This is a genomic window from Rhodoferax sp. (assembly GCF_034520025.1).
In the GTDB taxonomy this organism is placed as follows: Bacteria; Pseudomonadota; Gammaproteobacteria; order Burkholderiales; family Burkholderiaceae_C; genus Allorhodoferax.
Genome location: NZ_JAXHNZ010000001.1, coordinates 1,688,520 through 1,713,468 on the forward strand (window position 1 = coordinate 1,688,520; position 24,949 = coordinate 1,713,468).

Consider the following 24,949-nt stretch of genomic DNA (forward strand, 5'->3'; position numbering starts at 1 on the left):
CTACTCGGCGGCGGGTGCGTCTCCGTCTGTACCGTCCGCTGCATCTTCCGCGCCCTCTGCTACGTCAGGAGCATCCGATGGGTTGGCGTCGTTTTCGACGATGCGTTGCAGGCCACTCATTTTGGAGCCTTCGTCCAGTCCGATCAGGGTCACGCCCTGGGTCGCACGACCCATTTCGCGGATCTCGCTGACCCGGGTGCGCACCAGCACACCCTTGTCGGTGATCAGCATGATTTCATCGTCGGCGTGTACCAAAGTGGCCGCTACGACCTTGCCGTTGCGCTCGGATTGCTGGATTGCAATCATGCCCTTGGTGCCTCGGCCGTGACGGGTGTATTCGGTGATGTTGGTGCGCTTGCCGTAGCCGTTTTCGGTGGCAGTGAGCACACTTTGTTGCTCGTCTTCAGCCACCAGCATGGCGATCACGCTCTGGCCTTCATCGAGCATCATGCCGCGCACACCGCGGGCGTTCCGCCCCATGGGGCGCACATCGTTTTCGTCAAAGCGCACCGCCTTGCCGCCGTCGCTGAACAACATCACGTCGTGCTTGCCGTCCGTCAGTGCGGCGCCAATCAGGAAGTCGCCTTCGTCGAGGTCCACGGCAATGATGCCGGCCTTGCGCGGGTTGCTGAATTCGTCGAGCGCCGTCTTCTTGACGGTGCCCATACTGGTGGACATGAACACATATTGATCGGCTGGGAAGGTGCGTTTCTCGCCGGTGAGTGCCAGCACCACCGTGATTTTTTCGCCTTCTTGCAAGGGAAACATGTTCACGATGGGGCGGCCGCGGGAACCACGCGAGCCCTGTGGCACTTCCCAAACCTTGAGCCAGTACAAACGGCCGCGGTTCGAGAAGCACAGGATGTAGTCGTGGGTGTTGGCCACAAAGAGCTGGTCCACCCAGTCATCTTCTTTGGTGGCGGTGGCTTGCTTGCCGCGGCCGCCGCGCTTCTGGGCGCGGTATTCGTGCAGGGGCTGGCTCTTGATGTAGCCGCTGTGGCTCATCGTGACTACCATGTCGGTGGGCGTGATCAAGTCTTCCGTAGACAGGTCGAACGATGAGTGTTCCACCAAGCTGCGGCGCGCGCCGATCTTGGTCTGGCCGAATTCGTGTTTTACGTGGCCCAGCTCTTCGCCGATGATCACCGCCACGCGGGCTGGCTTGGCCAAGATGTCCAGCAGGTCTTCGATCTCTGCCATCACGTCTTTGTACTCGGCGACGATTTTGTCCTGCTCCAAGCCGGTCAGGCGTTGTAGGCGCATTTGCAGGATTTCTTGCGCTTGCGTTTCAGACAGGCGGTACAGGCCGTCGTTGCCCATGCCGAATTCTTTTTCCAAACCGTCGGGGCGGTAGTCATCCGCATTCACTACGCCACCGTCGGCACGGGTGCGGGTGAGCATTTCGCGCACCAGCTTGCTGTCCCATGGGCGATTCATCAGTTCCAGCTTCGCCACAGGGGGGGTGGGCGATTCACGGATGATGCGGATGAAGTCGTCGATGTTGGCCAGCGCCACCGCCAGACCTTCCAGAACATGGCCGCGTTCGCGGGCCTTGCGCAGATTGAACACGGTGCGGCGGGTCACCACTTCTCGGCGGTGGTCCAAGAAGACTTCGATCAGGTCCTTCAAGTTGCACAGCTTGGGCTGGCCGTTCACCAACGCCACCATGTTGATGCCGAAGGTGTCTTGCAGCTGGGTTTGCTTGTAGAGGTTGTTCAACACCACTTCAGGAACTTCGCCGCGCTTGAGCTCGATGACCAAGCGCATGCCGGATTTGTCGGACTCATCCTGGATGTGGCTGATGCCCTCGATCTTCTTCTCGTGCACCAGCTCTGCCATGCGCTCTTGCAAGGTCTTTTTGTTGACCTGGTAGGGCAGCTCGTCCACGATGATGGCTTGGCGCTGGCCTTTGTCGATGTCTTCGAAGTGGCAGCGCGCGCGCATCACCACGCGGCCGCGACCGGTGCGGTAACCGTCTTTCACGCCCTGAATGCCGTAAATGATGCCCGCGGTCGGGAAGTCTGGCGCCGGAATGATGTCCATCAGCTCGTCAATGGAGGCTTCCGGATTCTTCAGCAAGTGCAGGCACGCATCCACCACCTCGTTCAGGTTGTGGGGCGGGATGTTGGTGGCCATACCCACCGCAATACCGCCCGAGCCGTTGACCAACAGGTTAGGGATGCGGGTAGGCATCACCAGAGGCTCCGATTCGGAGCCGTCGTAGTTGGGGCCGAAGTCGACCGTTTCTTTATCTAGGTCGGCCAGCAACTCGTGGGCGATTTTCGCCAAACGGATTTCGGTGTATCGCATGGCCGCAGCGCTGTCGCCGTCGACGGAGCCGAAGTTACCTTGGCCGTCCACCAGCATGTGCCGCATCGAAAAGTCCTGCGCCATGCGAACGATGGTGTCGTACACCGACTGGTCGCCGTGCGGGTGGTACTTACCGATGACGTCGCCCACAATACGTGCCGACTTTTTGTAAGCACGGTTCCAATCGTTGTTGAGCTCATGCATTGCATAGAGCACACGGCGGTGCACGGGCTTTAAGCCGTCTCGTGCATCGGGCAGCGCCCGACCCACGATCACGCTCATGGCGTAGTCGAGGTAGCTTCGGCGCATTTCCTCTTCAAGACTGATGGGCAGTGTTTCTTTGGCGAACTGGGTCATAGTTGGTGTCTGTCTATCAATGTCGAGGACAACCTTGGATTCTACGGCCGCACGGGTGTAGCACGATTGCAACAGCTTTAGTCAACGTTTGTGAATACCGGAACTAGTTGGCAAGGGCATTTATTTGGTTCCCCACGGTATGGCACAATCACAGCAACGTCTTCGGCGCTAAAGGCCTTGGGGCGTCACCAATCAATCGCAGCTCGCTGCAGTTACTGCCTAAATAAGGAAGGTTCCATGAAACAATTGAATAAAGTTGCAGCCCTGATCGCTACTGCTGTGTTGGCGTCTGCCGCTGGAGCACAAGAAATTCACAACTGGCGCAGCGCCGCTGGCGACGTTTGGAAGAACGTTGACGGCCAGTGCTGGCGCGATGCCAGCTGGACTCCAGCAACCGCTGCAGCTGGTTGCGACGGCGCAATCGCTGCTCCGGCTCCTGCCGCAGCACCTGCACCCGCAGCAGCTCCCGCTCCTGTTGCCGCTCCTAAGCCCGCAGCAGCTCCTGCACCCGCAGCAGCTCCAGCCGCCGCTGCAAGCAAAGTGACTTACGCTGCAGACGCATTCTTTGACTTCGACAAGGCTGTGTTGAAGGCTGAAGGCAAAGCGAAGTTGGATGACCTCGTGTCCAAAGTCAAGGCTATCAACTTGGAAGTCATCATTGCTGTGGGTCACACCGACGCGACCGGTGCTGACGGCTACAACCAGAAGTTGTCTGTTGCACGTTCTGAAGCTGTAAAGGCTTACTTGGTGTCCAAGGGCATCGAAAAGAACCGCGTTTACACAGAAGGCAAGGGCGAGAAGCAACCTGTTGCTGACAACAAGACCAAAGAAGGCCGTTCCAAGAACCGCCGCGTAGAAATCGAAGTGGTTGGCACTCGCGCCAAGTAATCTGTTCTTCAGAACGACTAGAAAAAACCCGCTCCGGCGGGTTTTTTCTTGCCCCTACATAATCACGTCATGACATCCACCATCAACGCCGACCCCGCCGAACTGGCTAAATTCTCCGAGCTCGCCCACCGTTGGTGGGATTTGGAGAGCGAGTTCAAGCCATTGCACCAGATTAATCCACTGCGTTTGGCATGGATTCAAACTTTTGTGCCCCTAACGTACAAGACCATGGTGGATGTGGGATGCGGTGGCGGGATTTTGGCCGACTCCGCAGCACGGCAAGGCGCCAAAGTGCTGGGTATTGATTTGTCCACCAAGGCATTGAAGGTCGCTCAGCTTCATGCTATGGAAGCTGAGACGCCCAATGTCAGCTACCGAGAAGCAAGCGCAGAAGCGCTGGCTGCCGAAGTGCCTGGCAGCATGGATGTAGTCACTTGCATGGAAATGCTGGAGCATGTTCCTGATCCGGCTTCTGTGGTCGAGGCCTGCGCCCGTATGGTCAAACCGGGAGGGTGGGTGTTCTTTTCGACCTTGAATCGCAATCCCATGTCGTTCATTCAGGCCATCGTCGGGGCTGAATACGTGTTGAACTTGCTACCAAAAGGAACCCACGAGTACGCCAAAATGATTCGCCCGAGTGAGCTGGCGCACTATTGCCGCGAGGCTGGCCTGGAGCTTCAAGCGACCAAGGGCCTGAGTTACAACCCTTTGACCCGTCGCTACTCCATGAGCAACAACACGCAAGTGAATTATTTGTTTGCTACCCGGAAACCTGCCGCATGAACTTGAAAACACCGGTGGGTGAAGTAAAAGCAGTGCTTTTCGACTTGGACGGCACGTTGATCGACAGTGCGCCGGACTTGGGAGCTGCAGCCGACAAAATGCGAACTGACCGCGGTTTGCCCTCCTTGCCAGATGCTGCTTACCGACCCATGGCGGGTGCGGGTGCGCGCGGAATGTTGAGCGTAGCCTTCGACATGACCCCGGACTCCCCCGAGTTCGAGGTAATGCGAGAGGAGTTTTTCCTGAACTATGAACGCTGCATGACCGAGCGTACCTATGTGTTCGACGGCGTTGAAGATATGTTGCGCCAATTGGAAACCCGTGGAGTGTTGTGGGGGGTAGTCACCAACAAATCCAAGCGTTTTACCGAACCCTTGGCAGCCCAAATGCCATTGTTCGCGAATGCGGCCGTTGTTATCAGCGGAGATACCACGCCCTATGCGAAGCCGCACCCCGAGCCCCTCTTGGAGGCGGCGCGCCGCTTGTCGCTTGAGCCGTCACAATGCGTCTATGTGGGTGACGACGAGCGTGACATCGTCGCTGCGCGGGCCGCGGGTATGTTTTCGGTGGCCGCGTGTTACGGATATTTGGGTGCCAAGGCGGATACAGCGGAGTGGGGTGCGGACCTGGAAATTAAATCTCCATCCCGGCTCTTGCAAAGTCTGACGAGCGCCTAAAATAGGGCCTGAGGGGCTGCACTGGTTTCGACGTGGATTGGAATCGCTGTGGTGCATGTCGAGCTGAATGCGCTCGTAAAACAGATTCAAACAAACTAACTGCAAACGACGAACGTTTCGCACTCGCTGCTTAATAACCAGTGAGCCTTACAACGGCAGGCCGATGGGCCGGGCAAGGGTGGCGCAAGCTGTCCAGGCTGTAAGGTCATTCACATCGGCTTGCTTTTTACCGGGTACCTTGGTGAGAGGCGAGAAAGTAGGGTACTGGCGTCCGGCATAGCGTGCGACTGCGCGATTCCGGTGGCGAGACTTAAATCAGACCGCTAAACATGTAGATCTGCTCGAGGAAGTTTTGCGGACGGGGGTTCAAATCCCCCCAGCTCCACCATAATGTGAAATCCCAACCCTTATCAGGTTGGGATTTTTTTTGCCCGTTTCCCCTGTGTTGGCGCGGTTTCCGGCCCGTGCCTCTTGAGCACGGACCTCCGGAAGTCGCCGTTCCAGGCGCGCATTTCGCCGTTTTTCTCTCTCTGTTCTCTGGTGCCCTCTTGAGCATTCAAGGCCCGAAGTCGTGTGTTGGCGCGGGTTTGCGGGCCGTCGGTTTGCTTCTTCGCTTGCTCTAGCGGGAGCGACCGAGACGGCGAAAGGCACAAAAAAGCCGCCTTGCGGCGGCGCGGTTCTGTGCGGCACGGAAGTCAGCGCGAGCCTTCCACCAGCGCCTCACGTTGCGCCAGCCAGGACGCCGACCACTTGCCGCGCAGCAACTGGCTGACGCCCACCTCGAGGCGTCCCAGGGCGATGGCTTCGATCAGTTCGGGGGCCAGTTGTGCCAGTCGGCTCATCTTGCTCGCTTGGCCGAGGTCGATGCCCTCGGCCGCCGCGATCTCGGTCATCGAACTGAACCGTCCTTCGTCGAGCAGGCGCTGCCAGTGGTGCGCGAGGCCGAGCGCCCGCATCAAGGGGGTGTCCTGCGCCATCTCGCGCACCTGCCGCTCACGGCGGGCCTCGTCCAGGAATTCCTGCGGCGCGTCCAGCGGCGTGATGACCTGCTTCTTCAGGCCCCGGCGCACCAGCGCCCAGGGCAGGAAGGTCTCCATCTGCACGCCGCCAGCGGGCAGCGGCGTCTGATACGTCACCGGGTCGCCCTTGGCGCGGCCACGATGCTTCTTGCTCATACGTGCTCCTCGAAGGTGGCCATGAGCTGGCGCTGGGCGTGCCAGTCGACCGTCAGGCGGTTTCGCTGAAACCACATCAGCGTCAACCGCCGTGGCTGCTTGCCTGCCATGAACTGCTCGATGATGTCGGGGGCCAGCAGGGTCAGGCGCAGCAGTTCGTTGACCACCGAGTGGTGCAGCTTCTCGGCGCGGGCGATGGCCGACCCGCTTTGCATCGCGCCGGTGTCCAGCAGGTGCTGCCAGTAGAAGGCGCGTGCCACACCGTCGAGCAAGGTCACGTCGTGGACGTGCCGGTCGTCGGCAGCCACGCGCTGGACGCCCCGGCGGCGAAACGTCAGGGGCACAAAGGTTTCCATCGAATCGTCCATCAGGCTTCGACCTCCAGCAGTTCGGCACCGATGCTGGCGGGCGCGAATTCCTTGATCAGCGCGTTCCAACCCACCTCACGCCACTTCACCTTGATCCCCTGCACCTCGCCCGCGTGGACGAGGTCGATGCGCTCGATCATCAGATTGGCGATGCGGTGGCGCTCGACCGGGAAGAGTTGATCCCACACGTTGTTGAGCCGCCCCATCGCCATCACGGTGGTGGCCTCGTCGATCTGGGCACCGTTGCGTTGGATGTGCCGCACCACTGACGCCACAGTCTCCGGGCTGGTCAGCACCGTGCGGATCTGGGCGACTACCGCCCCCTCGATCTCCGGCGCGGGCAGGCGCTCGTAGCCCTTGCCCGGCGCGCCGAACCGTGCTTCCGACTTGGACACGTAGTAGTGGTACTTGCGTCCGTTCTTGCGCGAGTAGGTCGGGTACATCCGCTCGCCTGATGGCGCGTACAGCAGGCCGCGCAGCAAGGCGTCGGTGCGCGACCTGATCTTGGTTTCCACTGACCGGGTGTGACCGTCTTTGGCCAGCACCTCGTGAACCCGCCCCCACAGACCGGGATCGACGATGGCTTGATGCACGCCCGGGTACCAACTGCCCTTGTGCGACAACTCACCGAGGTAGATGCGGTTGCGCAGCAGCTTGTGCAGGTACTTCTTGTCGATGCGCGTGCCCGCCCGTGTCTGACCGTCCTGTGTCGTCCACGCCTTGGTCGTGATGCCATCCAGCGTCAGGTTGGCGGCAATCTGGGTGGGTGAGCCGATGGTCAGCATCTCCTCAAAGATGCGCCGCACCACCGCCGCCTCGGTGTCGTTAATGACCAGCAGACGGTTCTCGACGTCGAAGCCCAGGGGCGGCACGCCACCCATCCACATTCCTTTGCGTTTGCTGGCGGCGATCTTGTCGCGGATGCGCTCGCCGGTGACCTCGCGCTCAAACTGGGCGAAGGACAGCAGCACGTTGAGCATCAGCCGTCCCATCGAGGTGGTGGTGTTGAACTGCTGCGTGACCGATACGAACGACACGCCCTGGCGCTCGAACACCTCGACCATCTTGGAGAAGTCGGCGAGGCTGCGCGTCAGGCGGTCGATCTTGTAGACCACCACGATGTCGATCTGGCCGCGCTCGATGTCGGCCATCAGGCGTTTTAGCCCGGGACGATCCGTGTTGCCGCCGGAGAAACCGGGGTCGTCGTAGTCGTCGGCCACCGGAATCCAGCCCTCGGCGCGCTGGCTCGCCACATAGGCGTGGCCAGCTTCCTTCTGCGCGTCGATGGAGTTGAACTCCTGGTCAAGGCGCTCGTCCGACGACACCCGGCAGTAGACGGCGCAGCGTTTGCGTGCCTTGGAAGATGCGATTTGGGTGGCGTCGCTCATTGCGCACCTGCCTTGCCGTTCAGGCCAAAGAACAGTGGCCCCGACCAGTGCGTGCCGGTGATTTGCCGGGCCACGGCTGTCAGGCTCTTGAAGGTGCGGCCCTCGTACTCGAACAGACCTTCGGCGGTGACCGCCACCTTGTGCTCGCGGTCGCCCCATTCGCGCAGCAGCACGGTGCCGGGCGCGAAGTTGGTGTCGCGCGGGCGAGCCCGCAGCTTGATCTTGGAATGCTTGGCACCGATGGCCTCTAGGCGCTGGCGCGTGTTGTGCGCCAGACCGCCGAAGGCTTCCTCCTGCATCTTGTAGGCGATGCGCGACTCGATGAATACGCGGTTGGGGTTGATGGGGCGGCTGCTGAAGTACCGATCCCACACTGGCCACAACTCGGCGATGGGCAGGCTCGACAGCTCCGCGGTCCGCGCGGCGACGGATGCTTGTTTCTCGTTCATCACAACTTCTCCTGTTGATAGGGGGTTGTATGAACGCGCTGGTCGGGCAGGAAGCCAAGGCCAACTTCTCTCTGTTTTGGCGCTTCTGCGACGACGGTGCGGACGATGGCGGCCGCAAGGATGGCGGTGATTTCGCCAGCGCGGGCGCTGGCTGACATCTCTGAGGGAGATGCGAGTTCGAGGTTCTTCATGACGGCTCCGAGGAATTGCAACCGTCTCAGATGATGTGCGCGATGTTCCGAAGCGGATGGCAATTCCGGGTAATCGCGCTCATCCGGTGGCACGGCCCCGAAGTCCCGGCATCGCAGCGGCGCATGTCCGACAGGGAACCTGATTGCGCGTTAACGAAACAGTTGACAGGTGCCGATCTGCTCGATACGATGGCGTCAATTAACTAATCACGCAATTGGGTCATAACATGGCATTTGGTGCCTACATCAGACAGAAAAGGGAGGCGAAGGGCATTCAGATGAACGACTTCGCCCGGCAGCTGGAAATCTCGCCTGCCTACTGGTCGCGCATAGAGCGCGACATCGAGAAGCCGCCTAAGGACGAGCTGATCCGTAAGGCGGCAGAAATCCTTGGCGAGAATGTCGACGACGCCTTTGTTGAGGCCAGCCGCCTTCCGCCAGACATGCGTGACGACGTGGGGGGCCTGGTACGGATGTATCGCAAGCAAGCGACGGGGGACAAGTGAATGCCGGTTTTGACTCTTGGCTACCGGCATTGCGACCGAAAGCGCCCCAGCTACATCAGGAATTCCGAGATTGAAGGCGTCGCCGTCTTGGCCCGCCAGCAACTGGTGGACGCGGCTGCCGATGCCATCCCGCTCACGACCTTGAGCGCCATCTCCGGCCTGAAAATCAATGGCGTGGTCTTCGACCTGTTCGTCGGCACCGGGAATGTCGTGCATGACGAGCACGGCAACCCTGTCCTCGGAATCTGCGAGTACGACCCCGGCGTGCCGGACACGGCGATGGTGTCGGTGTCGCCGGTTGGCGTGAACGCCAGCGAGGAACTGGTACTGAGCACCCTCGGTCACGAGCTCGGTCACGCCATTTTCGATGCGCCGGGGTGGATCGTTGATGCCAGTAAGGGGCCGGGGCTGTTCGATGACCCCAACGATGTGGCACGGCGCGCCTACCGCACGACCACACGCGACGTAGAGCACTTGGCGAAAGTCACGCCCGCCGCCGAGGCGGCTGCGACGCCCTCCCTGGCGATTCCGGGACACACCACCAAGGAAGAATACTTCGCCGAGTTGCGTGCCAACGAGTTCATGGGATCGTTGCTGGTGCCGCGCCAGCGCTTGAATCTGGCGATTGAAGAGTTGGCTCCGAAGCACAGTGTGACGATCCATCGCAGCCCGTCGCTCGACCCCGATTTGCCCGGAACCAGCCTTCACCTGACGGCTGATGGCGACATCGGATTCTTCGACATCGAATGTCTGCAGAAGGCCGTGGCCAAGCGCTTCGGCGTCAACCGGCGGTTCATCCAGGTGCGGATGGAGCGCTATGGCCTTCTCAAGCCGGGGGCCAAGATCGTCTGATCAAAGCCTTCATCCCGACGCCGACTTCGTGTCGGCATTTTTTGAACCCTCAAGTTAACCACTCGCGCAATCGCGCACTTCGTTTAGAAAAGGAAATTGCCTATGCCAGCGGACGAACAGATCACCGATCAGGAACACAACCAGCCCACTGCAGCGCAGCAGCAGTCCGCGAAGCAGGCGCGACCCCGCCAATCGGACGATGGCCCGGAAATCCTGCCGTGTATGGAGCACTTCGTCACCCTGGTACGCAAGGCCAAACGTCCCGGCCTCGCCTTGCTTCTGGTCGAGCGCGCCAGCGCCACGTCCCTGCCGGAAGTGGCGGCGCTGACAGACGCGGCCAAGGGCATCCTCGCGGTTCAGTCGCGCAAGGCGATGTTCCACGCCGTCGCCAAGCTTGGCTCGGAAGTCCAGCAGCACATCGAACGGGCGGCCGAGCGCGTGGTGCTGCTCGATGACGAGTACGGTGCGCAGGCCGTCCAGTCTCTCCTTGACGACGAGGACGTCAACGACGCTGCGGTCATGGCCGCGCCGAGTGATCGCTACAGCCGGGCACTGTTCCTCTTTCTGCTGCAGGACTTTCCGGAGACCGGTGCCAAGCGCGATCAGCGTTTCGACAATGCCGAGCGCGTGCAGGTGATGCATCGGCAGTGGAAGAGCGAGAACTACTCCAGTCACTACCTCGGCCCGAAGGGCGTGGTGCCTAGCATTGATGCCGACGTCGAGGGTGTGTTGCGCGGGCGCATTTCGGCGCTGTTCCCGCAAGTGGCTTCTGACCAAATCCTCATCGAGCAGTTCACGCGGCGCGACCTCGCGCACGCTGACCGCTGCGGCGGCAAAGACACCGACGAGGTCACACCTGTGCTCTTGCACACTCTGACTGCAACCTTCAACGGGTCGACGGCGCACTTCCGACAGGTTGCCAACGGCGAGGTGGTCGAGCACGAAGAACCTGCAGCGATGTCGGCCAGCTTCTCGTGGGAGCCCGGCACCGGTGCGCTCGGCGTGTTCTGCGAAGACCGCGAGGTGCGCCGTGAACTGGCGACCATCTTCCGCGATGTCGTCTTGGCGTGCGACGGGGAGATCAACGACATGCCGATGCGCGAGTTCGACCTGTTCGGCTTCTCGACACCCGCAATGCTCAAGCGCATCGAGCAGGAGCGTGTGGCGGGCATCGAGAAAATCTCGATCCTTCAGATCAAGGTCGCGCGACCGTTCGAGCAGCAAGCCACCGATGCGGCCAATGGACGTGAGCTGATCCAGCATCTGTCGAGCACGATGCTGATCGGCAAGGATCGGCGTGATACCCGGCAGATTTATCAGGTCGCCTACGACGACTATGGCGTTGACGACTTGACGGGCTACACGCTGGCGCAGGTGAAGCTGGTATTCCGAATGGCCAAACAGCCGCACCGCAAGGCCCACAACGTTGCCGTCCAAATCACGTCGCCGAACGGCCTGAACGATAAGAGCAAGACCGAGGATGACCGCAAGCGCGTGCTGGAGCAGCTCACGCGAATTGGGGTGCTCCGTGAGTTCTGAGGGCACTACCGCGATGTCGGCGCATCTGAACTTTCTGGCGGCGCTGGAGCGGCAGCCCCGGGTTGAGTCCCGCGTCATGGCGGCGGCACTCGGGCGATGCCGACCAACGTTCCTGCAACGACGATGGGTCACGGAAGAGGACTACCTCAGCCATGTGATGGTGCCCGTCCTGGATTCGGAGCAGGAAGTCGAGGTTGAGATCGATCAGGATGCGGCGGTGTACCGGTACCGCAGTCCGCAGCAGCGATCACGAACAGTTGAGCGACCTCTTGCCGACATCGCGCTGTACGCCCTCCAGGTGGATGTGTGGCTCGCCGACTTGTCGTCCTTGACCGGCATCGAATGTCGACGATGTTCCGACCGCCGAGATCGTGTGCCGGGCCACCTGTGGCACCTCGGGGAAGTGCGAATCGCGGGCACCCACGACTTCGCCCCGGTGTTCGTTGCCAGAGCGTGGGAGCGTGCTCCTGCTGCCGCGATGACCTCGGTGCTGAGTGATCCGATCTGGCCGCGTGGCGGCATCGTGTTGCGGCATCAGCGAGATCCAGTTGGTCTGCCCCGCGACCATGTCATGCGCGGGCTGGACGAGTTCGTTCGCGTGGACGACGGCCAGGACGTTTTCGACGCGAGCGCATTCGACCGGGTGCTGCGTGGCTTCGTCACGCCCACCGGTGCGCCGGAGCCAGGGCAGTTCTTCCAAGGCAATCGATTGAAGTTGCCTCACTTCTCCGAATCACGCGAGCTGTCTGCTGAGCGGGCCAAGATCGTCAAGCAGATGTGGAGTGCCGACGGAAAGAACGCGCCCGAGGTTTCCTGGGCCGAGGTCAACAGGATCGCCAATACCGGCTACCAGTCGTTCGATGACGCCTTCGGCGGAAAGGCTGAGCGCGAGGAGGTGATCGCATTGGTAAAACGCGGCAAATACCGCCTGCGACGCAACCCATAAACGCGCCCATAAATCAAACCAGACACGGGCCATAAACCCGTGCGGAGACTTCGATGTGCCCATTTCATCTAGGAGGCACATCGAAATGCAAACCCAAGTTCCATCAACCCAAACCGGTCGGGATTCTTTCCGACCCAATCCCGGCGGTGCCATGTGCATCGCCCTCGACGAAAACGAGCTCGCCATCCGCTGGGGGCTCTCCGTCAAGACTCTGCGCCGCTGGCGTCAAGAGCAGCTTGGCCCGATCTACTGCAAGCTCGGTCGCCGGGTCACCTACCTCCTGCACGAAATCGAAGCCTTCGAGCGCCGCGTCTCGCGTTACTCGAGCTTCACTCGTGCGTACCAGTGAGGAGGACGGCCATGAGCGATCTGACCATCTTCCCCGTCGACATCGCCGAGATGTCCGTGAGCCAACTGGCCGCGCTGCCGCCTGAGCAGAAGCGCGAGGTCGACAAGAACCTCGATGCCGCCATCGACTGGCTCAAGAAGGCACGCACCAAGTTCGACGCGGCGTTGGAGCAGTGCTACGGCGAGCAGGCCCGCGCCGCGCTGCGTGAATCCGGCCGTGACTTCGGCACCGCCCACATCAGCGATGGCCCGCTGCACATCAAGTTCGAGCTGCCCAAGAAGGTCAGCTGGAACCAGAAGCATTTGGGCGAAATCGCCGAGCGCATCGTGGCCTCGGGCGAAAAGGTCGAGGGCTACCTCGACGTCAAGCTCACTGTCTCCGAATCCCGCTACATCAACTGGCCACCTGCGTTGCAGCAGCAGTTCGCGGCCGCCCGCACGGTCGATTCCGGTAAGCCGTCCTTCACTCTGAGCACCGATGGGGGTGAGGCATGAAGCGGCTACCCATCGTGTCCGCCGTCGAGCGCATGGCCGAGCGCAAGGGCGTGAAGCTGCTGATGCTGGGCAAGTCCGGCATCGGCAAGACGTCTCGGCTCAAAGACCTCGACCCCGCCACCACGCTGTTCCTTGACATCGAGGCAGGCGACTTGGCGGTCGCCGATTGGCCGGGCGACACCATCCGCCCGGCGTCCTGGCCCGAGAGCCGCGACTTCTTCGTGTTCCTCGCGGGCCCGGACAAGTCGCTGCCGCCAGAGAGCGCGTTCTCGCAGGCGCACTACGACCACGTCATCGAGAAGTTTGGCGATGCGACACAGCTCGGTCGGTACCAGACCTTCTTCCTCGACTCGATCACGCAACTGTCTCGCCAGTGCTTTGCGTGGTGCAAGACGCAACCCGGCGCGGTCAGCGATCGTTCCGGCAAGCCCGATCTGCGCGCGGCCTACGGGCTGCTCGGCCAGGAAATGATCGGCGCGTTGACGCATCTGCAGCACGCCCGGGGAAAGAACGTGGTGTTCGTGGCCATCCTCGACGAACGACTGGATGACTTCAACCGCAAGGTGTTCGTCCCGCAGATCGAAGGCAGCAAGACCAGCCTGGAGCTGCCCGGCATCGTCGATGAGGTCGTGACGCTGGCCGAGATCAAGGCCGAGGACGGCAGCTCCTACCGCGCCTTCGTCACGCACACCGTCAATCCCTACGGCTTCCCGGCCAAAGACCGCAGCGGGCGTCTCGACCTGCTGGAGCCGCCGCATCTCGGCGCGCTGATCGCCAAGTGCGCGGGCGCAATCCCCACACCCGCCAGCGCCGCCAACCCCACACACATCGAATCTCAGGAGTAATCGCAATGACCGCATGGAATGACTTCAACGACGCCGACTCTCAGCAATCCGGCTTCGATCTGATCCCCAAGGGCACCGTCGTGCCGGTGCGCATGACCATCAAGCCGGGTGGCTATGACGACCCCGAGCAAGGCTGGGGTGGCGGCTACGCCACCGAATCGTTCGAGACCGGTTCCATCTATCTGGCCGCCGAGTTTGTGGTCACCGCTGGCGACCATGCCAAGCGCAAGATGTGGAGCAACGTCGGCCTGCTCTCCAAGAAAGGCCCGACCTGGGGCCAGATGGGGCGCAGCTTCATCCGCGCCGCGCTCAATAGCGCCCGTAACGTCCACCCGCAGGACAACAGCCCACAGGCCGCCGCCGCGCGCCGCATCAATGGTTTCGCCGAACTCGATGGCCTGGAGTTCTTGGCCCGCGTCGACATCGAGAAGGACGCCAAGGGTCAAGACCGCAACGTGGTCAAGCTGGCGGTCGAGCCCGACCATCCCGACTACGCCAAGTTGAAGGGCGTGCCGCCGAAGGGCACTCCGGGCGGTGGCAACTCCGGTGCTCCGGCACAGGCAGCCCCTGCCTACGCCGCACCCACCCAGCAACGCGCGCCAGTGACGGGCAAACCGTCCTGGGCTCAGTGAGGAGGCTGCCATGAATACAACCGTCCTCACTGCCAGCCACTACGGCGTCGTGCGCTTCGGCGATCTGCAATGCGAGGCCGTCGTCCTCAAGGGAGGCGAGCGTGGCTACGTTCGTCGCCAACTGGCCAAGCTGCTGGGTTTTCACGAGACGCACAAGGGTGGCCGATTTGCCCGGTTCCTGGCCGACTTCGTGCCTAACTCATTGTCGGCATTGGAGAAAACTCGTGAGCCGATTCTGTTGCCATCAGGTCGGCAGGCGCAGTTCTTCCCGGCAGGGATCATTGCCGACGTCGCGTCAGCGGTGGTCAGCGCCGCCATCAACGGCACGCTGCACAAGGCCCGTCAAGGCATCGTGCCCAACTGCATGAAGATCATGCGCGCGCTGGCCACCACTGGCGAGGTCGCGCTGATCGACGAGGCGACGGGCTACCAGTACCACCGCGCGCCTGATGCGCTGCAGGAACTGATCTCGAAGCTGCTGCGGCAGTCGTGCTCCTCGTGGGAGCGTCGCTTCCACCCGGACTACTACCGCGCCCTCTACCGGCTGTTCGGCTGGAAGTACCAGGGCCACGATCAGAACCCGCCCCATGTTGTCGGCCAGATCACGCAGCGCTGGGTCTACGGCCCGGTGCTGCCCGCCACGCTGATCGACGAGATCCGCGCCCGCAAGGGCATCTCGCAGAAGCACCACCAGTGGTTGTCCGACCAGGGCCTCGCCCGTCTGGAAACGCAGATTCACGCGGTGACCGCCATTGCGCGCAGTTCGACCTGTTACCGCGACTTCGACCGCCGCTGCGAAGCGGCCTTCACGGGTGGCTCGCTGCAGTTCGATCTGCTCATCAATGAGCTTGAGGAGGGTGCGTGAAATGCTGGGTCTGCAAACGACAGGCCCGGGGATTCGGCCACACCGACACCCGACACGGAGTGGGCGATCCCCGGCGCTACCCCATCGACTGGGTGTTCTGCTCGCAACGCTGCCAGACCGCGTTCCACGCGATGTATGGCAACTGGCTACGGGCCAGGGACGGTCGCACCGACATCAAGGGGGTCGCCATGATCGATCCCTCTGATATCGAGCTGGCCGCGATGCGCAAATGCCTCAAATCTTTCGGCGAGGCGGCAGGCGAAATCGGCTTCACCAAGCCGCTGGGCAACTACTCCGAAGCCGAGGCGCTGCAGGTGATCGACGCCATCGTCACTTGCTACACCGAGGCGATGGTTGAGCACCACGAGGTGAGCAAGTACCCGCCAGTGCGCGGCATGACGTGGACGCCCGATCCCATGACGCCGAGTTCAGCCAACCCGTTCGCCGATCTGGAGGACGACCTGCCTTGGGAAGAACCGAAGGGAAAGAAGCCATGATGGACTTCAACTCCACTTCGAGCATCTCGGGTCAGCTCACGGCGCTGGTCGACGCAGGGATGCAGCGGGCCCGAGCCCAGCAGTCCGACCGCCAGTACCTTGGTGCTTCGCGGCTGGGCGTTGCCTGCGAGCGTGCGCTGCAGTTCGAGTACGCCAAGGCTCCCGTCGATCACGGCCGGGCCACCCGGGGCCGGATGCTGCGCATCTTCGAGCGTGGCCACGTCATGGAGGACTGCATGGTCGTGTGGCTGCGGGATGCTGGCTTCGACCTGCGCACGCGTCAGCCCGATGGTGAGCAGTTCGGCTTCTCCGTAGCCGATGGCCGCCTGCAGGGCCACATCGATGGCGTCATCGTTGGCGGCCCGGAGGGCTTCGCCTACCCGGCGCTCTGGGAAAACAAGTGCCTGGGCTCAAAGTCCTGGCGCGACCTGGAAAAGAACCGGCTGGCTGTTTCCAAGCCGGTCTACGCCGCCCAATTGGCGACCTACCAAGCCTATCTCGAACTGCACGAGCACCCGGCAATCTTCACGGCGCTCAACGCCGACACGATGGAGATCTACACCGAGGCCGTGCCCTTTGACGCAGCCCTGGCCCAGCGCATGTCGGATCGGGCGGTGAAGGTCATCACGGCGACTGAAGCAGGCGAACTCCTGCCGCGCGCCTTCAATGACCCGACCCACTTCGAGTGCCGGATGTGCGCGTGGCAAGACCGCTGCTGGAGAACAGAAGCATGACCGACAACAACACCCCGGCCACCGGCATCGAGTCGATGATCGATGCCAAGCAGGCAGCCGCCGCGTTGCGCCTGCCGTACTACTGGTTCGCCGACCACGCGATGCGCACCAAGTACCGAATTCCGCACTACCTGATGGGCGGTCTGGTGCGCTACCGGCTGTCCGAGCTCTCTGCGTGGGCCACGCGCAGCACCGCCGCTCAGGGCCGTGATGCACAAGATGCGGACGCACCTGTCGAGGGAGCCGAATGATCGACTTCAACGACATAACCCAACCTGCGGAGCACAACAGGGAATCTGAACGAGACGAGATTCGCGTCGACTTGCTTGCGCGTCTGGAGTCGGTGCTGACAACGATGTTCCCGGCAGGCAAGAAGCGCCGTGGCAAGTTCCTGATCGGCGACATCCTCGGCAGTCCAGGTGACAGCCTCGAGGTGGTGCTGGAAGGCGAGAAAGCTGGTCTGTGGACGGATCGTGCCACGGGCGATGGCGGCGACATCTTCGCCCTGATCGCGGCCTATCTCGGGGCGAACGTCCACACCGATTTTCCTCGGGTGCTGGATGAAGCCGCCGATCTGCTCGGGCGCTCGCGGTCGGTGCCGGTGCGCAAAGCGAAGAAGGAAGCGCCGGTCGACGACCTCGGCCCGGCCACGGCGAAGTGGGACTACTTCGATGCCGTTGGCAAGCTGATCGCCGTCGTCTACCGCTATGACCCACCGGGTGGCAAGAAGGAATTCCGGCCGTGGGACGCGAAGCGCCGCAAGATGGCCCCACCTGAGCCGCGCCCGCTGTTCAACCAGCCGGGCATTGCTGCGGCCAGTCACGTCGTCCTGGTCGAGGGCGAGAAATGCGCGCAGGCCTTGATCGCCAGCGGCGTGGTGTCCACCACCGCCATGCACGGTGCCAATGCCCCGGTCGATAAGACCGACTGGTCGCCGCTGGCTGGCAAGACGGTTCTGATCTGGCCCGACCGCGACGCGCCGGGGTGGGACTACGCTGACCGGGCGTCGCAAGCGATCCTGCACGCGGGCGCGACCACCGTCGCCATCCTCATGCCGCCCGACGACAAGCCAGAGGGGTGGGACGCTGCCGATGCCATTCCCGAAGGCTTCGATGTCGGCGGATTTCTGGCCGTCGGCGAGCGGATGCCGGTGATGCGCTCGGAGGAGGAAGCGCCTTCGCCAGACTTGCTGATGGGCGTTGATTGGACGACCGAGGATGGCCTGTCCAGCGCTTTCACCCGCCGCTATGGCGAAGACTGGCGCTACTGCGCCCTGTGGGGCAAGTGGCTGGTCTGGACAGGCGTGCGCTGGAATCCCGATCAGGTGCTCTACGTGTCGCATCTCTCCAGGGGCATCTGCCGCAACGCCTCGCTGAAAGCGGACACCCCAAGGCTCAAAGGCAAGCTGGCCAGTTCCGCCACGATCTCGTCGGTTGAAAAGATCGCGCGCTCTGACCCGAAGCACGCATCCACCGCCGAGGAATGGGACGCCGATGTCTGGGCGCTGAATACCCCCGGTGGCGTGGTCGATCTACGCACCGGCCGGATGCGCCCGCACCGGCGCGACGACCGAATGACCAAGGTGACCACGGCCACGCCGCAGGGCAATCCGGACAGCGCCTGCCCAACGTGGCGAGCGTTCCTGACGGACGTCACCGGTGGCGACGCCGATTTAATGGCCTACCTGCAGCTGATGGTTGGCTACTGCCTGACGGGCATCACCAGCGAACACGCGCTGTTCTTCTTGTACGGCACGGGCGCGAACGGCAAGTCGGTGTTCGTCAACGTGCTGACCACCATCCTGGGCGACTACGCGGCCAACGCGCCGATGGACACGTTCATGGAGGCGCGCAATGACCGGCACCCGACCGATCTCGCAGGGCTGCGCGGTGCTCGATTCGTGTCATCCATCGAAACCGAGCAAGGGCGGCGCTGGAACGAGTCCAAGGTCAAAGCCATCACCGGTGGCGACAAGGTGTCCGCGCGCTTCATGCGCCAGGACTTCTTCGAGTACCTGCCGCAGTTCAAGTTGGTGATCGCGGGCAATCACAAGCCGTCGATCCGCAACGTCGACGAGGCGATGAAGCGCCGACTGCACCTGATCCCCTTCACGGTGACGATCCCGCCCGAGCGCCGCGATGGCAGGCTGACCGAGAAGCTGCTCAAGGAACGTGATGGGATTTTGGCGTGGGCCGTCGAGGGCTGCAGCCGCTGGCAACGCCAGGGCTTGAAGCCGCCCGCCAGCGTGGTGTCGGCGACCGAGGAGTATTTCGAGGCAGAAGATGCGCTCGGGCAGTGGATCGAAGAACGCTGTCTGCTGGCCAAGTCCCACCGCGAAGGCGTCTCCGAACTGTTCGCGGACTGGCGTGAATGGGCCGAGCGCGCTGGCGAGTACGTGGGCTCGGTCAAGCGGTTCTCGGAGCTGATGGCGACTCGCAAGTTCGAGAAGTGTCGGCTGACCGGAGGGGCTCGCGCCATCGCGGGCATCGCCCTCAGGCCCAAGCCGTACAGCAACGCCTACCCCTACCGCGATGACTGACCAATCCGGGCGAGTGACGGATTTGACGGGTTTCCTGATTGACGCGCTACACGTGCGCGCACGTAAAGGACGTTGTCCTGACAACCCGTCGCATCCGTCACTCGCCCACCCAACACGGAGTAAAGACGATGAACACGACAATCCTGGCCCTTGATCTGGGCACACACACCGGGTGGGCCCTGCAGCACCTGGACGGCACCATCACCAGTGGCACGGAGCACTTCAAGCCTCAGCGATTCGAAGGCGGTGGAATGCGCTTCCTTCGATTCAAGCGCTGGCTCAACGAACTGCTCTCGGCCAACAATCACATCAACGCGGTGTTCTTCGAGGAAGTTCGGCGACACGCTGGCGTTGATGCGGCGCACGTTTACGGCGGGTTCATGGGGCACCTGACCGCGTGGTGTGAGCATCACAACATTCCGTACCAGGGCGTTCCGGTCGGCACGATCAAGAAGCACGCGACCGGCAAAGGCAATGCGGGCAAGGACGAAATGATCACGTCCGTCCGCGAGCGTGGTCACACCCCTGTCGATGACAACGAAGCCGACGCGCTGGCCCTGCTGCACTGGGCCATCGAGACGCAGGAGGTGTGACGTGAAGGTGCCGACACCCCAATACCGCTGCCCCCTTGCTCGGCTGCAGCCACAAGCCACGGATTTGGACGCCATCAAGGAACGTGGCTGGCGTGACCAGCACATCCTGGTGGTCAACGCGTCCGACGACCGTCTGGACTTCATCGAGCGCGAGATCGTGCGACGCATCGGTGAACGTCTGTACGGGCTGGGAGGGACACGTCATGGCTGAGTGGACAACTGATGACGTTGCAGCACGCTTCGAGGAAGCTGCCACCACCGGACGACGCCTGCCCCCTGTGCGTGTGCAGGGCTACTTCAATTGCTGGCCTGCCTTCGTGCGCAAGGAGTGGGAAGCCTTTGCTGCTGACGAGAAGGTGTACCGCCCCTTCCCACCAAGCCCCGAGGCCATCGACCGGATGCTGGAGACGATGCGCTGGGTGCAGTGGCTGGAGGTCGAGCAGCGCCACCTTGTGTGGATGCGGGCCAAGCGCTACGGCTGGAGGGACATCACGATCCGCTTTGCCTGCGACCGCACGACAGCGTGGCGGCGCTGGCAGCGGGCAATGGAGGTCGTGGCCGCGAACCTCAACAGCGAAGGCGTGCGGTTGCCTTTCAAAAACGTGGGCAATTTAGGGTAATGCTTGCCGCGTTTGTCCTTGCTTTGCCTTGCTTGTCCGTTTCGAGGCCCGACAGCCCTGCAACAAAACAGCCCGGTCGGGGGTAGTATTTGGGCTATCTTCTGGACAGCGGTGACGGTTGAGGCCGAGCGCTTAGCAATAGGCCCAGGCAAAAGGGGTCCTTCCTCCCCGAATCGCAATGCGGGGGGCGCGAGCGCGGCATTCGCCTAGCGTCCGACTGCAAACCGAGGTTTGCAGGGTTTGCAGTTTGCACCCGCCCGTCAGTCCGCACACATCACGAGCCCGCCCACGGTTTTCCGTCGGCGGGTTTTCTATTTCTGGGACGCCACTTTTGAACACACTCAACGTCGAGTACCGCAAGGTCGAGGCGCTGATTCCCTACGCCCGCAATCCGCGCACGCACACCGATGAGCAGGTGGCCAAGATCGCCGCCAGCATCGTCGAGTACGGCTGGACGAATCCGGTGCTGGTGGACGGCGACAACGGGATCATCGCGGGCCACGGTCGTCTGGCTGCCGCGCGCAAGCTCGGGCTGGATCAGGTACCGGTCATCGAACTGGCCCACCTGTCGCCCACTCAGAAACGCGCCTACGTCATCTCTGACAACCGGCTGGCGCTCGACGCAGGCTGGAACGAGGAGATGCTGGCGCTGGAAATGTCCGAGTTGTCCGAGGCCGGGTACGACCTCGCGCTGACTGGCTTCGAGGACGCGGAGATCGAGGCACTGCTCGCCGACGAATTGGTCGCCGAAGACGCCGACCAGGAGCAGGATGCCGATGCGCCTGACGCAGCCGACGACGTGCCGCCAGCCCCGGTGGTGCCGGTGTCCCGCAGTGGTGACGTCTGGGCCGTCGGCTCGCACCGCCTGATCTGCGGCGACGCCACCGATCCAGCGGTGATCGCCACGCTGATGGCGGGCGACCCGGCGCGGCTGTGCTTTACCTCACCGCCTTACGGCAATCAGCGTGACTACACGTCCGGTGGCATCGGGGATTGGGATGGTCTGATGCGCGGCGTGTTCGCCAAGGTGCCGATGGCCGACGATGGACAGGTGCTGGTCAACCTCGGGTTGATCCACCGCGACAACGAAGTGATCCCGTATTGGGATGCGTGGCTCGGCTGGATGCGCCAGCAGGGCTGGCGGCGCTTCGCGTGGTACGTGTGGGATCAGGGGCCGGGAATGCCCGGCGACTGGGCGGGCCGCTTTGCCCCGAGCTTCGAGTTCGTTTTCCACTTCAACCGCGCCAGCCGCAAGCCCAACAAGATCGTGCCCTGCAAACACGCGGGCCAGGAATCGCATCTGCGCGCTGATGGCTCGTCGACCGCCATGCGTGGCAAGGACGGCGAAGTGGGCGGCTGGACGCACAAGGGCCAGCCCACGCAGGACACTCGCATCCCCGACTCGGTGATTCGCGTGATGCGCCACAAGGGAAAGATCGGGCAGGACATCGACCACCCGGCCGTGTTCCCGGTCGCGCTGCCGGAGTTCGTGATCGTGGCCTACACGGACGCGGGCGACATCGTGTTCGAACCCTTCGGCGGCAGCGGCACGACGATGCTGGCGGCCGAGCGCACCGGTCGCGTCTGTCGCACGGTCGAGATCGCGCCGGAGTACGTGGATGTCGCTGTTCGGCGCTTCCAGCAGAACCACCCGGACGTGCCCGTCACACTGCTGGCCACGGGCCAGTCCTTCGAAGTTGTTGCCAACGAACGTCTGGCCAGCACGGAGGTAGAGCAATGACCGCCTCCTGGTTTGCCGACAAGATCCAGCAGTGGCCGACAGCGAAGCTGCTTCCCTACGCCCGCAACGCACGCACCCACTCAGACGATCAAGTGGCGCAGATCGCTGCCTCGATTGCCGAGTTCGGCTTCACCAATCCGATCCTGGCCGGTAGCGACGGCGTGATCGTCGCGGGCCACGGTCGTCTGGCTGCGGCGCAGAAACTCGGGCTGGAAGTGGTGCCGGTGGTCGTGCTCGATCATCTGAGCCCCACGCAGCGTCGGGCCCTGGTGATCGCGGACAACCGCATCGCCGAGAACGCGGGCTGGGATGACGCGATGCTGCGCATCGAGATCGCCGCCCTGCAGGACGACGACTTCGACGTGTCACTGACCGGATTTGATGCCGATGCGCTGGCCGAATTGATGGCGGGCGACGAGCCGGATGGTGTTGGTGACACCGATGACGACGCCGTGCCCGAGATGTCGGAGACGCCGATCTCGCACCCGGGTGATGTTTGGCTGCTGGGTGGTCACCGCCTACTGTGCGGAGACTCCACCGTGGCCGAAAGCTACGTGCAGTTGCTGGACGGCGGGAGCGTGGACATGGTCTTCACCGACCCGCCGTACAACGTCAACTACGCCAACAGCGCCAAGGACAAGATGCGCGGCAAGGATCGCGCGATCCTGAACGACAACTTAGGCGACGGCTTCTACGATTTCCTGCTGGCGGCGCTGACGCCGACCATCGCGCATTGCCGGGGCAGCATCTACGTGGCGATGTCGTCCAGCGAACTGGATGTACTGCAGTCCGCCTTCCGCGCCGCAGGTGGCAAGTGGTCAACCTTTGTCATCTGGGCCAAGAACACGTTCACGCTGGGCCGCTCCGACTACCAGCGCCAGTACGAGCCGATCCTCTACGGATGGCCCGAGGGTGCGACGCGCCACTGGTGCGGCGACCGCGATCAGAGCGACGTCTGGCAGATCAAGAAGCCGCACAAGAACGACTTGCACCCGACGATGAAGCCGGTGGAGCTGGTCGAGCGCGCGATCCGCAACTCGAGCCGCTCCGGCAACGTGGTGCTTGACCCCTTCGGCGGTTCCGGCACGACACTGATCGCCGCCGAAAAGTCAGGACGGCTGGCGCGGCTGATCGAGCTCGACCCCAAGTACGTGGACGTGATCGTGCGTCGCTGGCAGGACTGGGCGGGAAAGCAAGCCACCCGCGAGGCGGATGGCGTGGCGTTTGATCAGGCGGCCAGCGACTCGTCGGCGATCTCGCAGTGAATCACGAAGCCCGTCAGGTAAGGCAGACCGCGCGGGATGCCGTATTGCTTGCTGGTCTGGCGGCCAATCGTCCAGCCCATCCACTGCTGGGTTGCGGCGTTGATGGCGTCTGCCAGCGCGTGGCCCGCGTGCAGTTGGTTGAGGACGTCGTCGGCAAAGTGGCGTCCGTGGCGGCTGTCGAGGAAGACCCGGACTGATTCGAGGGGCTGGCTGGTGGCGTCGGAGATGGCGCTCATCGCCAAGGGCCACGCGATGCTGGCATGCTCGTTCATCGTGCCCCAAAAGCCCCAGGCATCGTTCTGGGTGGCGGGCATTTGCTGGTTGGTGTTCATCTCTGGCTCCTTGGGGTTGATCGTTGCGACACCCGTAGTAACGCGCTGTTCGATTGAGAAGCCAAGCGCCGCTTGGCCTCTTTCTCGATCTTTCTGATCAGGCGATCCGGTACACCCGCTCACCACCCTGGGCCTTGTCCGAAACGATGGTCAGCCCGAGCTTCTTCTTGAAGGCTCCGGCAAAGGTGCCGCGAACCGTGTGTGCCTGCCAGCCGGTGGTCTCGCAGATCTGCTGCACCGTTGCCCCCTCGGGGCGTTGCAGCATCTGGATCACGGTGGCCTGCTTGCTGTTCTCGCGGATGCGGGGTTTGGCATCCGCCTTTTCTTGCGCCCACGTGGCCTCGGCTGCCGTCACGGCTGCGTCGAGTTCAGGGTCGGCGACCACGGGCGCAGGCGCGGGACGCTCGCGCCCCATCGCGTCGTAGCCTTCGGCGGCGACGAACCAGTGGGTGCCGTCGGAGGTGATCAGGGCGCGGTTGAACAGGCCGTCGAGCACCTTCTTGCGTGCGCCGCCTTTGATGTTGGCGGGGAACCAGTCGATCTTGCCGTCGGTGTGTTCGAGGGCGTAGGCCAGGATCGCTTGCTGGGCCGGGGTCAGTTGGGTGGTGGTCATTTGCTTCTTCTTGTGCAAGGGGTTGATGGGGTGACGTGATGAACGCGCTGTTCGGGAGTGAAGCCAAGCGCTTTGTGCTTGGCTCCCACGCTTCTTGATCAGTTGTTGGCCTTGTCCGACGTCTTGGTCTTGCTGCCCTGTTCGACGCCCGCATTAAAGGCAGCTTCGAGTGCGTCGCGCAGGCACCAGACCGCCACGTCGTGGAAGTCGAGACCGTCCGACTTGCGTGTCTCCAGGGTCTCGATCCGCAGGTGCTGCTGGGCGATCTGGGTGAGGAGGTTTTCGAGCTGGTTCATTTCCGTGTCCTTCGATGTGGTTGATGACGAACGTATGAACGCGCTGTTCCAGATGGAAGCCAAGCTGAATCCGAAGGAATGACGAACAAATGATTGAAGGGGCAA

Annotated in this window: 30 protein-coding genes and 1 other RNA gene; 22 read left to right on the plus strand and 9 right to left on the minus strand. The window is 62.6% G+C overall.

Going from position 1 to position 24,949, the window contains the following annotated elements:
- Nucleotides 1-2,667, minus strand: a complete 2,667-nt coding sequence (gene gyrA, locus U5L73_RS08130) for a DNA gyrase subunit A (protein WP_322561865.1) — start codon at nt 2,665-2,667, stop codon at nt 1-3.
- Nucleotides 2,668-2,904: 237 nt separating this feature from the next.
- Between gyrA and ompA the strand changes: the two genes are divergently transcribed.
- The 4 genes from ompA to ssrA all read left to right on the plus strand — a co-directional run bounded on the left by ompA (nt 2,905) and on the right by ssrA (nt 5,403).
- Nucleotides 2,905-3,555 (plus strand): outer membrane protein OmpA, encoded by a 651-nt coding sequence (ompA, locus tag U5L73_RS08135; protein ID WP_322561866.1) that lies wholly within the window; start codon nt 2,905-2,907, stop codon nt 3,553-3,555.
- Nucleotides 3,556-3,624: 69 nt separating this feature from the next.
- A complete protein-coding gene (gene ubiG, locus U5L73_RS08140; protein ID WP_322561867.1) occupies nt 3,625-4,338 on the plus strand; it encodes a bifunctional 2-polyprenyl-6-hydroxyphenol methylase/3-demethylubiquinol 3-O-methyltransferase UbiG in 714 nt (237 codons plus the stop codon).
- A complete protein-coding gene (gene gph, locus U5L73_RS08145; protein ID WP_322561868.1) occupies nt 4,335-5,015 on the plus strand; it encodes a phosphoglycolate phosphatase in 681 nt (226 codons plus the stop codon). The genes ubiG and gph overlap by 4 nt, the downstream gene beginning before the upstream one ends.
- A gap of 12 nt (nt 5,016-5,027) precedes the next feature.
- Nucleotides 5,028-5,403: a transfer-messenger RNA gene (gene ssrA, locus U5L73_RS08150) on the plus strand.
- A gap of 307 nt (nt 5,404-5,710) precedes the next feature.
- Here the strand turns inward: ssrA and U5L73_RS08155 are convergent.
- The 5 genes from U5L73_RS08155 to U5L73_RS08175 are packed head-to-tail and all read right to left on the minus strand — an operon-like array spanning nt 5,711 to nt 8,586.
- The gene (locus U5L73_RS08155; protein WP_322561869.1) at nt 5,711-6,190 is read right to left on the minus strand and encodes a LacI family transcriptional regulator; all 480 of its coding nucleotides are present in this window, start codon (nt 6,188-6,190) and stop codon (nt 5,711-5,713) included.
- Entirely contained in the window at nt 6,187-6,558 is a 372-nt protein-coding gene (locus U5L73_RS08160) for a site-specific recombinase resolvase (protein WP_322561870.1), read from the minus strand. The genes U5L73_RS08155 and U5L73_RS08160 overlap by 4 nt, the downstream gene beginning before the upstream one ends.
- Complete coding sequence (locus U5L73_RS08165; RefSeq protein WP_322561871.1) at nt 6,558-7,946, minus strand: recombinase family protein; 1,389 nt, start codon at nt 7,944-7,946, stop codon at nt 6,558-6,560. Before U5L73_RS08165 ends, U5L73_RS08160 begins: the two co-directional genes overlap by 1 nt.
- On the minus strand, nt 7,943-8,395 hold the full coding sequence (locus tag U5L73_RS08170) for a DUF2924 domain-containing protein (protein WP_322561872.1): 453 nt from the start codon (nt 8,393-8,395) through the stop codon (nt 7,943-7,945). The genes U5L73_RS08165 and U5L73_RS08170 overlap by 4 nt, the downstream gene beginning before the upstream one ends.
- Nucleotides 8,395-8,586 carry a hypothetical protein gene (locus tag U5L73_RS08175; RefSeq protein ID WP_045535126.1) on the minus strand — a complete coding sequence of 64 codons (192 nt, stop codon included), beginning with the start codon at nt 8,584-8,586 and terminating at the stop codon, nt 8,395-8,397. The genes U5L73_RS08170 and U5L73_RS08175 overlap by 1 nt, the downstream gene beginning before the upstream one ends.
- 227 nt (nt 8,587-8,813) lie before the next feature.
- Between U5L73_RS08175 and U5L73_RS08180 the strand changes: the two genes are divergently transcribed.
- The 18 genes from U5L73_RS08180 to U5L73_RS08265 all read left to right on the plus strand — a co-directional run bounded on the left by U5L73_RS08180 (nt 8,814) and on the right by U5L73_RS08265 (nt 23,603).
- Complete coding sequence (locus U5L73_RS08180; protein ID WP_147073318.1) at nt 8,814-9,092, plus strand: helix-turn-helix domain-containing protein; 279 nt, start codon at nt 8,814-8,816, stop codon at nt 9,090-9,092.
- Nucleotides 9,093-9,944: a hypothetical protein gene (locus U5L73_RS08185; RefSeq protein WP_322561873.1), complete on the plus strand. Its 852-nt coding sequence runs from the start codon at nt 9,093-9,095 to the stop codon at nt 9,942-9,944.
- 102 nt (nt 9,945-10,046) lie between these two features.
- A complete protein-coding gene (locus U5L73_RS08190) occupies nt 10,047-11,483 on the plus strand; it encodes a hypothetical protein (RefSeq protein WP_322561874.1) in 1,437 nt (478 codons plus the stop codon).
- Nucleotides 11,484-11,496: 13 nt separating this feature from the next.
- Nucleotides 11,497-12,429: a hypothetical protein gene (locus U5L73_RS08195; protein ID WP_322561875.1), complete on the plus strand. Its 933-nt coding sequence runs from the start codon at nt 11,497-11,499 to the stop codon at nt 12,427-12,429.
- Nucleotides 12,430-12,514: 85 nt separating this feature from the next.
- Nucleotides 12,515-12,778 carry a DNA-binding protein gene (locus U5L73_RS08200; RefSeq protein WP_322561876.1) on the plus strand — a complete coding sequence of 88 codons (264 nt, stop codon included), beginning with the start codon at nt 12,515-12,517 and terminating at the stop codon, nt 12,776-12,778.
- Nucleotides 12,779-12,789: 11 nt separating this feature from the next.
- A complete protein-coding gene (locus tag U5L73_RS08205) occupies nt 12,790-13,272 on the plus strand; it encodes a hypothetical protein (RefSeq protein ID WP_322561877.1) in 483 nt (160 codons plus the stop codon).
- Complete coding sequence (locus U5L73_RS08210; RefSeq protein ID WP_322561878.1) at nt 13,269-14,117, plus strand: ATP-binding protein; 849 nt, start codon at nt 13,269-13,271, stop codon at nt 14,115-14,117. The genes U5L73_RS08205 and U5L73_RS08210 overlap by 4 nt, the downstream gene beginning before the upstream one ends.
- Nucleotides 14,118-14,122: 5 nt before the next feature.
- Nucleotides 14,123-14,749 carry a hypothetical protein gene (locus tag U5L73_RS08215; protein WP_322561879.1) on the plus strand — a complete coding sequence of 209 codons (627 nt, stop codon included), beginning with the start codon at nt 14,123-14,125 and terminating at the stop codon, nt 14,747-14,749.
- Between the two features lie 10 nt (nt 14,750-14,759).
- The gene (locus U5L73_RS08220) at nt 14,760-15,614 is read left to right on the plus strand and encodes a P63C domain-containing protein (RefSeq protein ID WP_322561880.1); all 855 of its coding nucleotides are present in this window, start codon (nt 14,760-14,762) and stop codon (nt 15,612-15,614) included.
- Nucleotides 15,611-16,111 carry a DUF6511 domain-containing protein gene (locus U5L73_RS08225; protein WP_322561881.1) on the plus strand — a complete coding sequence of 167 codons (501 nt, stop codon included), beginning with the start codon at nt 15,611-15,613 and terminating at the stop codon, nt 16,109-16,111. Before U5L73_RS08220 ends, U5L73_RS08225 begins: the two co-directional genes overlap by 4 nt.
- Complete coding sequence (locus U5L73_RS08230) at nt 16,108-16,845, plus strand: PD-(D/E)XK nuclease family protein (RefSeq protein ID WP_322561882.1); 738 nt, start codon at nt 16,108-16,110, stop codon at nt 16,843-16,845. The genes U5L73_RS08225 and U5L73_RS08230 overlap by 4 nt, the downstream gene beginning before the upstream one ends.
- Nucleotides 16,842-17,096, plus strand: a complete 255-nt coding sequence (locus U5L73_RS08235) for a hypothetical protein (protein WP_322561883.1) — start codon at nt 16,842-16,844, stop codon at nt 17,094-17,096. Before U5L73_RS08230 ends, U5L73_RS08235 begins: the two co-directional genes overlap by 4 nt.
- A complete protein-coding gene (locus U5L73_RS08240; RefSeq protein WP_322561884.1) occupies nt 17,093-19,384 on the plus strand; it encodes a phage/plasmid primase, P4 family in 2,292 nt (763 codons plus the stop codon). The genes U5L73_RS08235 and U5L73_RS08240 overlap by 4 nt, the downstream gene beginning before the upstream one ends.
- A gap of 128 nt (nt 19,385-19,512) precedes the next feature.
- On the plus strand, nt 19,513-19,977 hold the full coding sequence (locus tag U5L73_RS08245) for a hypothetical protein (RefSeq protein WP_322561885.1): 465 nt from the start codon (nt 19,513-19,515) through the stop codon (nt 19,975-19,977).
- 1 nt (nt 19,978) lies between these two features.
- Nucleotides 19,979-20,188 carry a hypothetical protein gene (locus tag U5L73_RS08250; RefSeq protein ID WP_322561886.1) on the plus strand — a complete coding sequence of 70 codons (210 nt, stop codon included), beginning with the start codon at nt 19,979-19,981 and terminating at the stop codon, nt 20,186-20,188.
- Nucleotides 20,181-20,597 (plus strand): DUF6362 family protein, encoded by a 417-nt coding sequence (locus U5L73_RS08255; protein WP_322561887.1) that lies wholly within the window; start codon nt 20,181-20,183, stop codon nt 20,595-20,597. The genes U5L73_RS08250 and U5L73_RS08255 overlap by 8 nt, the downstream gene beginning before the upstream one ends.
- Before the next feature lie 331 nt (nt 20,598-20,928).
- Nucleotides 20,929-22,338, plus strand: a complete 1,410-nt coding sequence (locus U5L73_RS08260; protein WP_322561888.1) for a site-specific DNA-methyltransferase — start codon at nt 20,929-20,931, stop codon at nt 22,336-22,338.
- Nucleotides 22,335-23,603, plus strand: coding sequence for a site-specific DNA-methyltransferase (locus tag U5L73_RS08265; protein WP_322561889.1), 1,269 nt, complete (start codon nt 22,335-22,337; stop codon nt 23,601-23,603). The genes U5L73_RS08260 and U5L73_RS08265 overlap by 4 nt, the downstream gene beginning before the upstream one ends.
- On the opposite strand, the gene U5L73_RS08270 is transcribed toward U5L73_RS08265, so the two are convergent.
- From U5L73_RS08270 to U5L73_RS08280, 3 genes are all read right to left on the minus strand, one after another.
- Nucleotides 23,567-23,935, minus strand: a complete 369-nt coding sequence (locus tag U5L73_RS08270; protein ID WP_322561949.1) for a hypothetical protein — start codon at nt 23,933-23,935, stop codon at nt 23,567-23,569. The two genes, U5L73_RS08265 and U5L73_RS08270, sit on opposite strands and share 37 nt — an antisense overlap.
- Nucleotides 23,936-24,032: 97 nt before the next feature.
- Nucleotides 24,033-24,548 carry a DUF3489 domain-containing protein gene (locus U5L73_RS08275; protein ID WP_322561890.1) on the minus strand — a complete coding sequence of 172 codons (516 nt, stop codon included), beginning with the start codon at nt 24,546-24,548 and terminating at the stop codon, nt 24,033-24,035.
- A 98-nt stretch (nt 24,549-24,646) separates the two neighbouring features.
- Nucleotides 24,647-24,844, minus strand: coding sequence for a DUF6900 domain-containing protein (locus tag U5L73_RS08280; protein WP_322561891.1), 198 nt, complete (start codon nt 24,842-24,844; stop codon nt 24,647-24,649).
- Nucleotides 24,845-24,949 lie beyond the last annotated feature (105 nt).

Excerpts from the sequence above, each read along its gene's own strand:
- gyrA (WP_322561865.1), bottom strand. The coding sequence starts at position 2,667 with ATGACCCAGTTCGCCAAAGAAACACTGCCCATCAGTCTTGAAGAGGAA.
- ompA (WP_322561866.1), top strand. The coding sequence starts at position 2,905 with ATGAAACAATTGAATAAAGTTGCAGCCCTGATCGCTACTGCTGTGTTG.
- ubiG (WP_322561867.1), top strand. The coding sequence starts at position 3,625 with ATGACATCCACCATCAACGCCGACCCCGCCGAACTGGCTAAATTCTCC.
- gph (WP_322561868.1), top strand. The coding sequence starts at position 4,335 with ATGAACTTGAAAACACCGGTGGGTGAAGTAAAAGCAGTGCTTTTCGAC.
- U5L73_RS08155 (WP_322561869.1), bottom strand. The coding sequence starts at position 6,190 with ATGAGCAAGAAGCATCGTGGCCGCGCCAAGGGCGACCCGGTGACGTAT.
- U5L73_RS08160 (WP_322561870.1), bottom strand. The coding sequence starts at position 6,558 with ATGGACGATTCGATGGAAACCTTTGTGCCCCTGACGTTTCGCCGCCGG.
- U5L73_RS08165 (WP_322561871.1), bottom strand. The coding sequence starts at position 7,946 with ATGAGCGACGCCACCCAAATCGCATCTTCCAAGGCACGCAAACGCTGC.
- U5L73_RS08170 (WP_322561872.1), bottom strand. The coding sequence starts at position 8,395 with ATGAACGAGAAACAAGCATCCGTCGCCGCGCGGACCGCGGAGCTGTCG.
- U5L73_RS08175 (WP_045535126.1), bottom strand. The coding sequence starts at position 8,586 with ATGAAGAACCTCGAACTCGCATCTCCCTCAGAGATGTCAGCCAGCGCC.
- U5L73_RS08180 (WP_147073318.1), top strand. The coding sequence starts at position 8,814 with ATGGCATTTGGTGCCTACATCAGACAGAAAAGGGAGGCGAAGGGCATT.
- U5L73_RS08185 (WP_322561873.1), top strand. The coding sequence starts at position 9,093 with ATGCCGGTTTTGACTCTTGGCTACCGGCATTGCGACCGAAAGCGCCCC.
- U5L73_RS08190 (WP_322561874.1), top strand. The coding sequence starts at position 10,047 with ATGCCAGCGGACGAACAGATCACCGATCAGGAACACAACCAGCCCACT.
- U5L73_RS08195 (WP_322561875.1), top strand. The coding sequence starts at position 11,497 with ATGTCGGCGCATCTGAACTTTCTGGCGGCGCTGGAGCGGCAGCCCCGG.
- U5L73_RS08200 (WP_322561876.1), top strand. The coding sequence starts at position 12,515 with ATGCAAACCCAAGTTCCATCAACCCAAACCGGTCGGGATTCTTTCCGA.
- U5L73_RS08205 (WP_322561877.1), top strand. The coding sequence starts at position 12,790 with ATGAGCGATCTGACCATCTTCCCCGTCGACATCGCCGAGATGTCCGTG.
- U5L73_RS08210 (WP_322561878.1), top strand. The coding sequence starts at position 13,269 with ATGAAGCGGCTACCCATCGTGTCCGCCGTCGAGCGCATGGCCGAGCGC.
- U5L73_RS08215 (WP_322561879.1), top strand. The coding sequence starts at position 14,123 with ATGACCGCATGGAATGACTTCAACGACGCCGACTCTCAGCAATCCGGC.
- U5L73_RS08220 (WP_322561880.1), top strand. The coding sequence starts at position 14,760 with ATGAATACAACCGTCCTCACTGCCAGCCACTACGGCGTCGTGCGCTTC.
- U5L73_RS08230 (WP_322561882.1), top strand. The coding sequence starts at position 16,108 with ATGATGGACTTCAACTCCACTTCGAGCATCTCGGGTCAGCTCACGGCG.
- U5L73_RS08235 (WP_322561883.1), top strand. The coding sequence starts at position 16,842 with ATGACCGACAACAACACCCCGGCCACCGGCATCGAGTCGATGATCGAT.
- U5L73_RS08240 (WP_322561884.1), top strand. The coding sequence starts at position 17,093 with ATGATCGACTTCAACGACATAACCCAACCTGCGGAGCACAACAGGGAA.
- U5L73_RS08245 (WP_322561885.1), top strand. The coding sequence starts at position 19,513 with ATGAACACGACAATCCTGGCCCTTGATCTGGGCACACACACCGGGTGG.
- U5L73_RS08255 (WP_322561887.1), top strand. The coding sequence starts at position 20,181 with ATGGCTGAGTGGACAACTGATGACGTTGCAGCACGCTTCGAGGAAGCT.
- U5L73_RS08265 (WP_322561889.1), top strand. The coding sequence starts at position 22,335 with ATGACCGCCTCCTGGTTTGCCGACAAGATCCAGCAGTGGCCGACAGCG.
- U5L73_RS08270 (WP_322561949.1), bottom strand. The coding sequence starts at position 23,935 with ATGAACACCAACCAGCAAATGCCCGCCACCCAGAACGATGCCTGGGGC.
- U5L73_RS08275 (WP_322561890.1), bottom strand. The coding sequence starts at position 24,548 with ATGACCACCACCCAACTGACCCCGGCCCAGCAAGCGATCCTGGCCTAC.
- U5L73_RS08280 (WP_322561891.1), bottom strand. The coding sequence starts at position 24,844 with ATGAACCAGCTCGAAAACCTCCTCACCCAGATCGCCCAGCAGCACCTG.